Here is a 14,661-nt window from a genome sequence, read left to right as displayed (position 1 = left end):
AAAAAACTGAAGTAAATGAACGGCACTAAGCCATTCATCTACTTCAGTTTTTTTCTTCCTCGTGTTTAATTTCGATAGCTTTTTGGTAGACGTCTTTTAATTGCTTTCCAATTTCTATGAGATTTCTCTCTTTAGCAACCTCATAGGCAGCTTCACCTAAGGGAGGTAAGTCATTTAATCTAAATTGTTCGATTAATCGTTCGAAATCATCAATGTCTTTTCCTTTATAGACATGTTTCTTGTCAATTAACCAATCATCAAATACTGGGATATCTCTAACAATAAAGTTTGCTTTTGTTGCACAAGCCTCTAAGGCAGGAATCCCTTCAGTTTCTTCCATCGTAGGAAATAAGAACAAATCAGAACCTTGTAAACCAAGTATGATGGAATCATTAGGAACATAACCAGCGAATCTTAGATTTGGTAAGTCCGTTTGAATCGCTTGTTTAATATTGTCAGGAACAAGTTTTAAATCAGTATAACCAAACCAAATAAATTGAACATGTGGCATGCGCTTGGCCAATTCCACGAAATCCAGAATCCCTTTCCGTTCTAAATATAAGCCAATACCCATAACGATAAAGTCATCAGGTTCATAATTAAACTCTTCAAGAAACAGTTCTCTGGCATTATCTACGTGATTGAAACGGCGCAAATCAATCCCATTTGATACACTCACAATTTCTCGTCCGATATCATACGATTCAAGTAACTTTTTAGCATAAGGTGTAGGTGCGATGAGAATATCACCTTGACGATAAGCCTGAATCAGCCATTGTTTAAACAATGGAGAGACTTGGTTAGAAAAGATGAATGAATTTCGAAAATCCTCCTCGGTTGAGTGAGCATGGTAAACGACAGGGATGCCACTATGCCCTAACTTATATGCGACATAATATGATTTTGGGAAATACGTATTAATATGAAGAACATCAAACGTATCATTTATGTCAGTTGTATATTCTATATTATTTAAAGAAAGAGCTTCTTTCTGGTGTTGAATGGCTTTACCTAAGCCAGATTTATTAATTTGTTTCAAGTTTTCGCTATATAGTAATACTTTCATAATACACCCCTTTAACTAAATTTAGTTTAGAACATGAAAAGCTTTTTAGCAAGTATTACTGGCATCATTATTTTATTTCTTTCATAATCAAAATAATGATATTCTTTAACGGAGAAAAATCCTATTAATTGACAACAACACTGCTTTTTCAATAAAATATAAGAATAAAGAATTAAAAAAATTGGAGGGGAAAATATGTCAGAAGATAAGAAAGATCAAGTTGTAGGAAAAACAAAAGAAGTTACAAGTAAAGTAACTGGCGATAAAAAACGCGAAACAGAAGGAAAAGCACAAAAAAATAGTGGTAAAGCTAAAGAATCCCTAAATGATGTTAAAGACACTGTCAAAGGTGCGGTAGACGGTGTGAAAGAAGCCTTCGATAACAACGATAAAGATAAAAGATAGTTAATAGTTTCTTTGGATTTAAATGCGTACATTTTTAGTGTCTAAAACTAAAAGTGTATGCTTTTTTAATGTAAGCGCAATAGCTGTTAATAAAGAAAATAAAATTCATACTCAGTTCGAAATAATATGCTAATATATGAAGCGGAGTAAAAAGGTCAGGAGCGAATAATTATGCGTCAATTAAAGAAATTATTGTTATCTCTGAGTCTCATTTCATTAATTTTTCCAATACAGTTGGTCCAAGCATCTGAAGATGAAGAAATACAAGAAGAGCTTGTCTTACGAGAAGAAGTTGATCAAGATTTTAAGCAAGTATTAGATAAATTAGAAGCATCAGATAATTATAAAATCGCTTTACGTTATATGAATGTTGATTCGAACAAATTACTTGCTGAAGGTGAGATTATTGCTGATTCTATAAGTGGGGATGCAAGATTAACGTTTGATATTTATGAATATGGACAAGACGATACACAATCTGTCTCAACTTATGACATCGTTTCTTATCGTGAATTTTCTTTAGCTTATATTAATACGATCAATTTATTAACGGACACAGGATTTTTTGAGCAAAGGTATTTTCCTAAAAATATTCAAAACAAATTAAATGAATACAATGATTACTACATTGCGATTAATCAAGATGAATTAGGTTCGATTAATATGAATGATGAATTAATCGATAATTTATTATACTTTCCAGATTTATCGCAAGTAGAGGATATCTCTACTAATAATATCTATCAGTTAAATGATAGCACGATTATAGATATGGAAAGACTTGAGATTCCGCGTGGATTCTATCAAAACTCAGGCAGTTTCAGTTTGAATTACAGTCTAAATGTGGATATTAACGAAAGTGATAATCGACACATTTCCTATGATGTCATTCCGAATCAACAATTCAATATCACTGAAAACTCACGAGGACTGACATTTCAGTCGACATTGTCTTCGCAAATTACCGATGACTTAATATTCTCGAGAAGAATGGATAATCAAGAACTTCCAGAGGATTATCAGTGGAAAAGTAATATTAGTACAAATCACGTGACAGATAAATTAACCAAAGCGACTATTAGCATAAATCCTGAGGTAGGTAGTTATAACGCAACATTAACAGGTCTTTATGAACAATTTGTGCTGAATATATTCAGTAATAAAACAGCAGATATCGAATCTTTTAATTACCGTTTAGAATTATCCATGACACCGACAGAAGAAAAGATACCAGAAATTAACGAATTGAATAAAATGACAATGAGTGAATTTTCATACTTGATGGAATCAGTGTTGACCGCTGAGAATCAACGTTATGACAACGATACACAGTTATTAAATTAAAAGAGAAAGAAAAAGGGTGTTCAAAATGGCAGAATATAAATTAAGAGAATTTGCGACAAAGCGAATTAAACAAGGTGGAAAGTTAATTAAAGCTAAGGATTTCCAAAACGAAGATAAAGCAAAGCACTTTATTGAAGGAGATGTCGTCATCTTAAATGATTTTGACAATCAATTCTTAGGGAAAATGTTAGTCGGACGCCAAAATAAAGGTGTTGGCTGGTTAATTACCACTTATCAAGATGAATACTGGAACGATAGTTTAGTCTATGATGCCTTAGAAGAAGCCTTTGAAGAACGCGAAGCATTCTTTAATAGTACCGAAACGACTGCTTTTCGTTTATTTAACGGTGAAGGGGACGGCATTGGTGGGGTGACCATTGATTGGTACGACCACTACATTCAAATTAATTGGTATTCTAAAGGAATTTATGAATACCGTCATTGGTTCTTTGAGGCATTAAACCAATTATTACCTGAAGTTAAGGGAGTTTATGAGACGCTCCGCTTCCAACAAGATGATTTAGAACCCATTCAACTAGTTAGTGGCGCCGAAGCACCGGATCCATTAGTCGTTAAAGAGAATAATCTTAACTATGCTGTGCATTTAGGTGAAAGTTGGATGACAGGAATCTTTTTAGACCAAAGAGACGTACGTGATTTTATTAAGACGCAAGCGAAAGGGATGTCTGTATTGAATATCTTTAGTTATACCGGCGCTTTCTCAGTTGCGGCAGCAGTTGGTGGAAGTGACCATACGGTAAGTGTTGATGTAGCCAACCGCAGTATTGAATTAACAACAGAACAATTTGCGTTAAATGATATCGAAGTAGAAGATTCTAAACATGAGATTCGTGTGATGGATGTCTTTAATTATTTAGATTACGCAGCCAAAAATAACATTACATTTGATTTAATTGTTAGTGATCCTCCGAGCTTCGCGCGAACTAAAAAGAAGATGTTCAGAGTAGAAGAAGACTATTCAAACTTAGCAAAACAATTATTTAAATTAACAAATCCAAATGGGATGACGATATTAAGTACCAACCATAGTGGTTATGCTTTAGATGATTTCCGAGATGATATGGTTGCGGCAACGCAAGAGTTGAACGGAACTTATTATTTAATCCAACAATTCAGTCTTCCAGAAGATTTCCCAACAAGTCCAGATGAAGAAAGTAGTTACCTCAAGGTGTTGGTATTTTATCGCGAAAATTAGTAATAGAGGTGAAATTAGATGAGCTATATTGAGCTAAATGATGTAGTAAAAGAGTATAAAAGCGGTGAAATTGTTACTCGCGCAAATGACGGTGTAACATTCACAATCGAATCCGGCGAATTTGCCGTAATATTAGGACCTTCAGGAGCTGGTAAATCCACAACGTTAAATATATTAGGTGGAATGGATAAAGCGACATCCGGTGAGGTTATTATTGCTGAAAAAGATATTAGTGATTATTCAGACAAAGAATTAACTACATTTCGTAGAAATAATATTGGCTTTGTCTTCCAAAACTATAATCTTGTGCCTAATTTAACCGCAAAAGAAAACGTTGAGTTATCGATTCAAATATCTAATAGTGATGCAGATGTAATGGATGTCCTTAAGCAATGTGGTTTAGACCAACGAGCGGATAATTTTCCAGCTCAACTTTCAGGTGGAGAACAACAACGTGTATCCATTGCTCGCGCTATTGCCAGCAAACCAAAATTATTATTAGCCGATGAACCTACGGGTGCATTAGATTACGAGACAGGTAAGCAAATTCTTAAATTATTGCAAGATACAAGTCGTAATACCGATACCACCATTGTTGTTATTACTCATAATACAACAATTTCAGAGATGGCAGATCGGGTAATAAAGATTAGAAACGGGAAAGTAGACGATATTGTTATAAATGATACGCCTCTAAAAGTAGATGAAATAAAATGGTAATTAGTATTAAGAAGGGGGGAATATTATGAATTCTGCTTTATGGAAGGATAATTTAAGAGAAATAAAAGAATCGATTCCTCGCTTTATCTCAATATTCGCCATCATTGCCTTAGGTGTCTCTTTCTTCGTCGGAATTCGGGCCGCAGGGCCATCCATGGTAAGAACTGCTCGAGAAGTATATCAAGAGAATAATATGCCAGATGGACATATATTATCGACAGTTGGTCTCAACGAGACAGATATTGATTTGTTAGATAACCAGAATGGTGTCACTATCTTACCCATGCAGTCTATTAATGCTATTGTCAGTCCTGGTGAAGAGAATGCGAAGATATTCACCTACAATGGAGATGAGAGTACAATTTTCTTTAAGGTTTTTGAAGGACGAATGGTTGAAGATACGGATGAGATTGTCCTCGACACCAAATATTTAGAAACACTTAATGCACAAATGGATTCACCTATCCAAATTGGTGATCGAATTACACTAGATAATTCCGACAGTGCTGGTTTCACATTGGAGACGGAAGAGTTCGAAGTGGTCGGCTTTGCTCGTAATCCACTTTATATAGAAAGAATGACCCGAAGCGGATCGGCTAATGTTTTTGGAATTATAAGCGACCAGGCAGTGAGTGGAGATTTATACTCTGAAGCATATTATTGGGTAGATGATGCGAGAGAATACGAAGCATATACACCAGAATATAATCAAGTTGTCGATCAGACCGTGGCTTCGATTGAAGAAGACTTAGAAGGTAGGCCTGAAGTGCGAATTGTGGAGCTGCAAGATGAAATTGCGTCTTCCATCGATGAAGGGGAAATTGAAGTGGCTGATGGTTACCAAACCTTAGAAGATGCTCGAGAAGCTTTAGAAGATGCTCAAGCAACTTTATCAGAGGGCCATCAAGAAGTTTTTGATGGCCAAAGAACTCTTAATCAAGGGATTGCTGACATCGTAAGCGGAGAAGAAGAATTGAATGATGGAATCAAAGAGTATCAACAAGGTCGGTTAGATCTTGCGGATGCACGGGCACAACTGAATTATAATGAAAAAACTTATGAAGAAGGCTTAGCCCAATATGAAGAAGGACTGGCGACCTTTAATGAAGAAATCGCATCTGCTCAGTCACAATTAACGGATGCACAAGCACAGTTAGATCAAGCAGTATCACAAGCACAAGCAGGTTATTCACAATTAGTTGAAGGCCAAGCGGCACTTGATGCCGGTTATAGTCAATTGGCTGCAGGAAGACAAGAATTGCTAGACCAATTAAGACTTGCTACAAACGATCAGATACCACCAGAGCAATTGTTAGTTGCAATTGAAGATCAGATTGACGTTATTAACGGCTTCCTTCAAGTTCTTGAGCAATCAGATACCGGAACAAATCCGGATATTGTATCTTGGATTAATTCATTAAATATTGAACGAGATATCTTAAGAGAAAATCTTCAAGAACTCGCAGCTATCGTCAATGAATTAGGTGAGGTTGAAGAGCTAGAGCAAACGTTAGCTGATTTGAAACTTTCGACAGAACAACTCACTTTACTAGAACAACTTGTTGGGACTGAATTGAGCCCAGCAACTTCTATAGATGACGTTCTACAATTATTAAATAATCGAATAGCTGAGTTAGAGACTCAAACAGAAACACTCCCAGAAAACCCTTCTGGAAGTGACAATGAGCTAATTAATAAAATAGCTGGAATACGTGAATTAGAACAGCAATTAACAAACATCGAAACAGAATTGAACCAACTCCAAACAGAATACAATAATATTGGAGATATTTCGGAACTTATTGCACGAAGAGATGAATTATTAACTCAGAATGAGTCTTATAACCAACAAATAGCTGAATTATCACAAGCAGTCAGTGAATTAGAATCACAATTACAAAATCCAGAATTAACTGAAGCGGAATCCATTCAAATTGAAAGTGATTTACAAACACAAAGAAATGAATTGAATGAATTTAGAACTTTACTTCAACAAAATAACTCAGAACTGGCCGAGTTGAATCAACAAATTGAACGATTCAATTCTTTAGAAACTCAAATTGAAGAGCTTAATAGTCAGCTTAGTCAAACAGAAGCAGCGCTGACGACTTTACAAGCTGAATTGGATAAACTTCTCGAAGATGGTGGTTTAAATGAACTACCTCCGGAATTGGACTTAGGTCAAATTCAATCTGAATTGACTCAATTAGCTGAAGCAGTGAATATGTTGCAAACGGGACAAGCGACACTCGATGAACAAAGTTCTGTATTAGCAGCTGGTTGGAATGAATATTATGCTGGATTGAGTCAATTAGAAGCAGCGCAAAGTACGATTAACCAAGGTTGGACTGAGCTGAATGCTCAAAGTGCGACAGGTCAAAGTGAATTAGATACAGCATATGCTGCTATCACTGAAGGTCGACAAGCTTTAGATGAAGGTATTTCACAATTTAATGAAGGACAAGCGAGTCTTGTCGATGGTAAACGGGTGATCGACGAGTCATACAATATGCTTATTGCAGGGCAAAGAGAGCTTGAAACAGGTCGTGAAGATGCTCTGGCTGGTCGAATGGAACTGATGCAAGGTGACGCTGAGTATAACTTAAATCGTTATGAGTTTATCTCAGAAGAAGAAGATGCCTTAGAAGATTTAGAACAGGCTAAAGCAGATATTGCTGAAGCCAAAGAATCTCTAAATGATTTAAAAGAGCCAACCTATGTAGTGGAAAAACGTGGGAGTTCAAGTGCCTATCAAAGTTTAAATGATAATGCAGAACAACTAAATGTCATCTCTAATATATTCCCAGTGTTTTTCTTTGCGATTGCTATTTTAGTGACTTTCACAACAATCAAGCGTATGGCAAGTGAACAAAGAAATTACATGGGAACCTTGAAACAACTAGGGTATAACAATGGAACGATTATCCAGAAATTTGTTGTCTATGCTGGTATTGCCGGAATATTAGGTATCGTTGTTGGGTTAATCATCGGTTATGCAGTCTTTCCAGGTGTCATCTTAAATGCTTATAATATGTTGTATTATTTCGATGCGCCTGAAATTGAAATATTATGGGGATGGAATTTTCTTGCAGCACTGATAGCCTTGGCAACAGCTTTATTCCCTGCAATCTATACGCCACTTAAAATGTTGCGTACCCAACCGGCTAATCTACTACAACCGGAACCACCGAAATCAGGTAAGAAATTATTACTAGAACGTGTACCAAGTATTTGGAATCGATTATCATTTAATACAAAAATGACAGTGCGAAATCTACTAAGATACAAAGGACGTAACTCGATGACACTTATCGGAGTTGCAGGGTGTACAATGTTGATCGTGACAGGTTTCGGAATTAGTAATACAATATCTGGTATTGTGGATGATCAATTTAATCAACTCCAAACATTTGATGGCATGGTATACCTTAACGACGATTTAGAAGGTTCTGAGGTTGAGGACATGAATCAAACACTCATAGAGATGGATGGCGTAGAGGGCTATATGCCAGTGCTACTTGAAACGTATGATGCAGAATTAAAAGATGGTCAGACACAATCCGTTACTGTGACAGTTCCTCTAGGGGATTTAGAATCATTCTCGGACTACGTTACATTACGCGAAAGAGGCCAGGAACCAATTCCAAATGCCATCGTAGATAAAGGTCCATTTATCACAGAAAGAATGGGTGAGTTACTGAATTTATCAAAAAACGACTCATTTACCTTAGAAAACGAAGACTTAGAAGAGTTTACTGTAGAAGATTTTACAGTTGTAGAAAACTACGCTTCTCACTACCTCTATGTAAATCCTGAACAATATGAAAGTATCTTTGGGGAAGAACCAAGCCAAAATGCTTACTTAGTTCACTACACAGAAGGTGTCAGTCAAAAAGAAACTGAAGAAGCGATCATGGACAATGATAATGTCTTAACGACTGTCGATTTGAATACACTTGCTGAAAGTATCGCAGATCAAATGGGAAGTTTAGATTTAATTACATTAGTTCTAATTATCTCAGCAGCTTCATTAGCCTTTGTCGTCCTGTATAACTTAACAAATATTAACGTTGCTGAACGAATCCGAGAATTATCTACGATTAAAGTACTTGGATTCTATGACCGGGAAGTAAGTATGTATATCTTTAACGAGGTATTAGTACTATCAGTCTTAGGTAGCTTAGTTGGTTTAGTGCTCGGAACGATCTTAAATACTTACTTATTAAAAACAATGCAAATGATGGACGTCTTGTTCCATCCAAGTGTTTCAATAGGCAGTTACATCGCTTCATTCTTTATATCCTTAGCATTCTCTACAATAGTCATGGTGGCTATGCACTTTAAACTGAAAAAAATCGATATGGTTGAAGCACTTAAAGGTGTAGATTAATAACAAGATATTTTCAAAAAAACTTTCAATGAATTCTAAGTTAATTGACTTTAGAATCGTTGGGAGTTTTTATTTTGAAATAAAAATAATTTGCTTGTTAGAAGAATGTTACAAAACTAACATATATATGGTAAGACAACAAGTTACAGAATTTATCCTCAAGTTTGTAACTGACAAACTGACACATTCTATGCTACAATAGAAAGTACAAGAGGAATGACAACATTTCTAGGAGGTAGAGTTAATGCAGTGTCCAAATTGTGGTAGAAACGTAAGAAGTAAAAATCAATGTGCCTATTGTGGGCATGTCTTCAATAAACAAGAAGTTGCAGAGTTAAAAGAAGAATCACGTAATGAAGACGTAGTACAAGAAACACCGCGTCGTTCAAGTGGGGGATTCAGTCGTGTATTATGGGGAATTATTAAATTAGTTCTTGCCGTAGCTATTGTTTTTTTAGCCTTTTTATATGGCCCACGAATTATTAATCAAGTTGTAGATTATTTCCAGACGTCTGATACAGAAGTTGTTCAAAATACACCTGAAGAACCTGTAACGGAAGCGCCTGTTACTGAGGAATTTGAAGGGGAAGAACCGTCTGAAGATACACAAGATTCTGAATCAGAAACAGAAGATTCAGCTGCAACAAGTGAAACAGAAGAATCAACGGAGTTATCTGAATCAGAAGAAAGTAACGCTGACGGTCAATTATCTATTGTGAATCAAGAAGTAAATTTAGATGAATACCCATTAACAAATGTCGCACTTGAATTCAATGAGTCATTAGATAATGTGGATAGTACAACATTTAACTTTACTATTGATGCTAATGGAGAAACAGTAGAACTAGAAGATGATTACTCATTAGTAAAAGATGGCCAAACGCTCACAATCAGCTTTAATGATCCTTCTGTAGCTGTACTTTCTACAGAGGCTCAAGAACAAGTCCTTAACGTTGAATCTGAATCATTAGGTGTAAGTGAAAGTATTTCCTATGAAGTACCAACAACTTCATTAGATACAGAACAAGCTGAATTCTTTAACTCAACGATTACAGATAACTTAGCTTCTATTGGTGATGTATCAACAGTTGTTTATCCGCAAGATGCTGAAGTGCCATATGTTTATGATGACCATAGCGTTGAAGCAGACGCATTAATTTCATGGTTTGTCTTAGGCTTTACATTCAATGCGATTGAAGACGGTGAATTAACACTTGAAGATTCAGTCGTAGTGTCATCTGATTTAGTAGCTGAAAATGACGAAGGAATCGTAGCCACTGCTGAAGAAGGTACAGAATTTACTATTCAAGAATTATTATCAGCAGTCGTTGAAGCAAATGACGTGTCAGCGATGAATCATTTAATTCAAGAAACAGGTGGACCAAACGCCTTTAATTTATGGTTAAATGAATCAAATTACTTCTCAACACGAGTAACACAAATGTTAACTATGCAAGAATCAGGGCAAGTGACTGGTGCAGTAACAAGCGCACAAGATATTGCTCAATTACTTAATAAATTAGCAAACAATGAATTAGTATCAGAAGAAGCAGATGCAACAATTAAAGAATTGTTATTAAACACGCCTGTAACAGCAAAATATCCTGAAGGTCAAATTGCTGGATATCAAACGCGTTATGAAATTGCATCAGCAGATACAAACACTGCACAACAAAACTATGCAGGAATTGTTGAATTAGAAGACACTTACTATATTACTGTCATTCTAACTTCTAACTTCACGAGTGCTGAAGAAGTTGTCCCAGCCATTTCAACTTCTATTTCTAACATTGTGACTTACTTTGAAACTGGACAAACTCCAGAAGAAGTAGCCGAAGAAGAAGCGGCTACTCAAGCAGAGGCAGAAGCACAAGCCCAAGCAGAAGCAGAGTCATTAGCTGCTGAAGAAGCGGCTCAATCTCAAGTGAATGTTGTTGAAGAATCGACACCAGAAACAGGTACAGTAGGAGAAGATGGAAGAACTTACTCAAATCAATATGTTGATAACATCGGATCTTACGTGAACTTACCTGAAGAAACAGTTTATGACGAAACAACTGGAGAAACTAGACCAGCTGAATGGTTCTTCGATGAATCAGATGGAAGATACTATTACCGTTAATTAAATACTAAAAACCGCCTAGGTATTATCTGATATAGATAACGCCTAGGCGGTTTTGTTATCAGGTCTTAAGAATCTTGTTTACGGTTAGGAAGGACTCTGTTTACAGCAATGGCAACACCCGTTCCAAACACTGTATCTAGAATCCGGCTAATACTATAAACAAGCCAAGTGTCTTCAGGTGTACCTAAGTATACAACTAAAAAAGTCGCCGTCGAATTAATAATACTTTGCTTAATACCAAATAAAGTGCAAAAATTAAGCACTAATAGGACTCCTAAACCACCAGAAACTGAAGTATAAATATCATTATTCAGTATAGGAAAGTTCCGTCTTAAAAAAATTAAAGTTGTAGCAATTAACACGCCAATGGTGTTACCAAAGATACGGTATTTTGCATATTTATAAGTGTCTGTCATATTCTCGCGTATGGCAAACACTGCTGATAGAGCGGCCAAAGTTGCATGTCCTAAATTGAAGACTGAGTATACAATAATAATTAAAGAAACCGAGACAGCACTTTTTCTTGCTCGCCAACCGAGCGACAATTTATCTTTAAATGATTTGTTCTCTTCCATCAATGAATCCTTTCGATTTTTTCTAAACCTAATAGTATCAAATATTATAAATTTGTCTATAAATCATTTGGATATATCACGTATAGAGTGTATAATATAATTAAAAATACACGTAAAGGGTGATATTATGAATCCAGCATTAATTCAAATCGTAGTTCAGGTTATTCGTGAAAAGTATATGAGTGAGAAAGCATTTTACACTGAAAAATTAGGTATCTCTCCCCAAAGTTGGGATCGGTGGAAGAAAGGTGAACAAGGTCTTAAATACGAAAATGTTCAAATCTTATCGACATTATTCACAGATTATGAGTGGATGCTTGTGCAAAAAGTTGTAAGAACCGCAGAAATCATGCCAGAAGTTGTGAACAATCCAGTCAAAGAATATAATTTCTTAAAATACCAAATCGCCAAAAAATGGGTTAATAATGGGATTGCACGCTTAGAATGGCATCAGAGCGATGAGAACACGGAAGAAAGTGTAAGAAAATCAAACATGGTTATTCTACAATTGATTGTTGATTATAATTTATGGGGTTATAATGATATTATTGAATTGAGATTACCGGGAATTATTCGCCAACAAATTGGACATGACGAGGTAAAACTTTTACAATGGTTTGTGGATGAAAGTGAGAAGTTACAAGAAAGCGAATAAAAGTGAGGCAAAATGGCCAAAAAGAAGAAGAGAAAATTATTTATATTTAAAAAACGTCCCGCTCGACGAAAAAAACGCAAAACAAATTACAAACAAGCATGGAATCGTTTTAAAATCGATTTTCTACAAAAGATTGGGATATTATCCATCTTCTTTGTAATCTTTACTTTATTAAGTGGGATAGTTATTTATCGATGGGTTGATACGGCAAACCAAAGGCACGGTGAATTGATGCAACGTGAAGCTGATTACGAACAACGAATCGGTTTTATCGAATCGATTGTGCCAATCTCACAAAGACTTCAAAGACAATATGGTGTCTTAGCCAGCGTTTCAATGGCTCAAGCAGCTTTAGAAAGTGATTTTGGCCGGAGTCAGCTTGGGGCAGAGTATAATAATCTTTATGGTGTCAAAACGGACGCCACTGATCCAGATGGCGTAGATTTTCAAACTTTAGAATATTTTGATGATGAATGGGTTGAAATTACCGACCGGTTTAAAGTTTATCCGAGTTGGGATGCTTCAATGGAAGGCCATGCCATTCTAATCAATGAGGGTACTTCTTGGGACCCAACGTTCTATCAAGCGGTTCTTAACGGTGACAATTATGTAGAACAAGCCATCGGATTACAAGAATCAGGGTATGCAACAGACCCTACTTATGCCGACAAGATTATCGAAATGATTGAAACTTATGAATTAAATCAATATGATCAGCCAATCTAATTAGAAAAATACTAATTTATCAGTGCTAGAAATTGTATGATGTGTTATTATTATAGGTGCATTTAAATATACAATATTGAAGGGAGTAGACAGGATGGCGCAAAGACATTATCCAGGTGAGACATTAGGAATTATTGGCTCATCTATTTCTGCAGCTGTCTTGGCTCAAGCAGCAGGTAAATTAGGTTACCGAGTTGCTAGTTTGGTAACATCTGAGAATAATCCAGTGAGACAATTTGCAACTTGGCAAACAGTTACCGAATCATATAATGAGCAAGTCTTAAATTATTTTAGTGAACGGGTAGATGTCGTAACGGTTGAAATGGGTATTCTATCGAATAGAGAATTTCAATTATTAGCAGCACAAACTGATTTAACTTTATCAGAGGATTTAATTGCCATTACGACAGACCGACTGATTGAGAAGGCCTATTTAGATTCTAACAAGTGTTTGGTTGCGCCATTCTCTATGGTAACTAATTTAACAGATTTAAAAGAAGCAGTTGAATATATTGGATTCCCATGTATTTTAAAATCAACTCAACGCCATGTTGATAATGCGAATGATCATATTATCTTGTATGGTGAAGAGGATTATGATGAAGCAAGTGCAAAGCTAGAAGCAACCACATGTATTTTAGAGGCATGGATTCCAACAGAGAAAAAAGCCAGTGTAACAGTTATTCGTAACGAACGTGGTGAAATTTTAATTTATCCTATATTTGAAGTGCGTGAACAAGGAGATTTGCTTGGAAGACAAGTGCGTTTCCCAGCACAAATATCAAAACCGGTAGAACTCGAGATGAACCGTTTAGCGCAATTATTAGCGGAATTATTAAATTTGGTTGGTTCATTGACGTTGAAGATGTTAATCACTTCAGCGGGAGTTGTTTATATAAATGAAGCAAGTATCGGTTTATCGGATGAAGCTATGTTCACGATTGGATCTATGAGTATTTCTCATTATGAGGCGGCAGCGAGAGCGATTTTAGGTTTGCCTTTACCAACATTGCATCTTAAGAGTAGAGCAGCAATTGCTTTACCGGCAACCGTCTTGAATGAAGAAAATCTCTTAACACAACTCATGTTAAGAACAGATTGGGGCTTTGCTCTGTTTAATCCAATAAATAATGATTCTAACCGTTTGATTGGTCAAGTCATTGTAACAGGAGATTCCTTATCAGAGTGTGAACGCCAAATTCAAATTACAGAATTAACTGAATAGAAGATTAAATATCCTTCTTGAGCCATAAACTCAAGGAGGTATTTTTTTAATGAAAGCAATAAAAAATACTAGATTATTTGTGACAAAGTGGAGACTTATCAGTCACAGAAAAATCATCAAATGTTTGTTAGGACTATACACTGATTTTTGATATAATCTACTATGTATGATTTTTTAGAGTCAACAACCTACTAGATAAATTGGAGGTCATAAT

11 protein-coding genes are annotated in these 14,661 nt (G+C 35.8%); 9 read left to right on the top strand and 2 right to left on the bottom strand.

The window, feature by feature from the left end; all coding sequences use genetic code 11:
* Nucleotides 1-43: 43 nt before the first annotated feature.
* A complete protein-coding gene (locus HW423_RS00765) occupies nt 44-1,066 on the bottom strand; it encodes a glycosyltransferase (protein WP_218930051.1) in 1,023 nt (340 codons plus the stop codon).
* Nucleotides 1,067-1,261: 195 nt separating this feature from the next.
* On the opposite strand from HW423_RS00765, the gene HW423_RS00760 reads away from it, so the two are divergent.
* The 6 genes from HW423_RS00760 (at nt 1,262) to HW423_RS00735 (ending at nt 11,263) form a co-directional block, all read left to right on the top strand.
* Nucleotides 1,262-1,471, top strand: coding sequence for a CsbD family protein (locus tag HW423_RS00760; RefSeq protein ID WP_218930050.1), 210 nt, complete (start codon nt 1,262-1,264; stop codon nt 1,469-1,471).
* A 171-nt stretch (nt 1,472-1,642) separates the two neighbouring features.
* Nucleotides 1,643-2,815, top strand: coding sequence for a hypothetical protein (locus HW423_RS00755; protein WP_218930049.1), 1,173 nt, complete (start codon nt 1,643-1,645; stop codon nt 2,813-2,815).
* A 25-nt stretch (nt 2,816-2,840) separates the two neighbouring features.
* Nucleotides 2,841-4,031, top strand: coding sequence for a class I SAM-dependent rRNA methyltransferase (locus HW423_RS00750; RefSeq protein WP_218930048.1), 1,191 nt, complete (start codon nt 2,841-2,843; stop codon nt 4,029-4,031).
* 18 nt (nt 4,032-4,049) lie between these two features.
* Nucleotides 4,050-4,751, top strand: coding sequence for an ABC transporter ATP-binding protein (locus HW423_RS00745; RefSeq protein ID WP_218930047.1), 702 nt, complete (start codon nt 4,050-4,052; stop codon nt 4,749-4,751).
* Between the two features lie 25 nt (nt 4,752-4,776).
* A complete protein-coding gene (locus HW423_RS00740; RefSeq protein ID WP_218930046.1) occupies nt 4,777-9,141 on the top strand; it encodes an ABC transporter permease in 4,365 nt (1,454 codons plus the stop codon).
* A 244-nt stretch (nt 9,142-9,385) separates the two neighbouring features.
* Nucleotides 9,386-11,263 (top strand): serine hydrolase, encoded by a 1,878-nt coding sequence (locus HW423_RS00735; RefSeq protein WP_218930055.1) that lies wholly within the window; start codon nt 9,386-9,388, stop codon nt 11,261-11,263.
* A gap of 68 nt (nt 11,264-11,331) precedes the next feature.
* Here the strand turns inward: HW423_RS00735 and HW423_RS00730 are convergent, their stop codons facing one another.
* Entirely contained in the window at nt 11,332-11,841 is a 510-nt protein-coding gene (locus HW423_RS00730; RefSeq protein ID WP_218930045.1) for an FUSC family protein, read from the bottom strand.
* A gap of 127 nt (nt 11,842-11,968) precedes the next feature.
* Here HW423_RS00730 and HW423_RS00725 point away from each other — a divergent pair, with 127 nt between their 5' ends.
* From HW423_RS00725 to HW423_RS00715, 3 genes are all read left to right on the top strand, one after another.
* On the top strand, nt 11,969-12,496 hold the full coding sequence (locus HW423_RS00725) for a hypothetical protein (protein ID WP_218930044.1): 528 nt from the start codon (nt 11,969-11,971) through the stop codon (nt 12,494-12,496).
* Between the two features lie 12 nt (nt 12,497-12,508).
* Nucleotides 12,509-13,222, top strand: coding sequence for a glycoside hydrolase family 73 protein (locus HW423_RS00720; RefSeq protein WP_218930043.1), 714 nt, complete (start codon nt 12,509-12,511; stop codon nt 13,220-13,222).
* A gap of 94 nt (nt 13,223-13,316) precedes the next feature.
* Nucleotides 13,317-14,447 carry an ATP-grasp domain-containing protein gene (locus tag HW423_RS00715; RefSeq protein ID WP_218930042.1) on the top strand — a complete coding sequence of 377 codons (1,131 nt, stop codon included), beginning with the start codon at nt 13,317-13,319 and terminating at the stop codon, nt 14,445-14,447.
* Nucleotides 14,448-14,661 lie beyond the last annotated feature (214 nt).

The sequence above is a fragment of the Ruoffia halotolerans genome, from assembly GCF_014049385.1.
GTDB lineage: Bacteria > Bacillota > Bacilli > Lactobacillales > Aerococcaceae > Ruoffia > Ruoffia halotolerans.
This window is presented reverse-complemented; position numbering and strand designations above follow the sequence as displayed.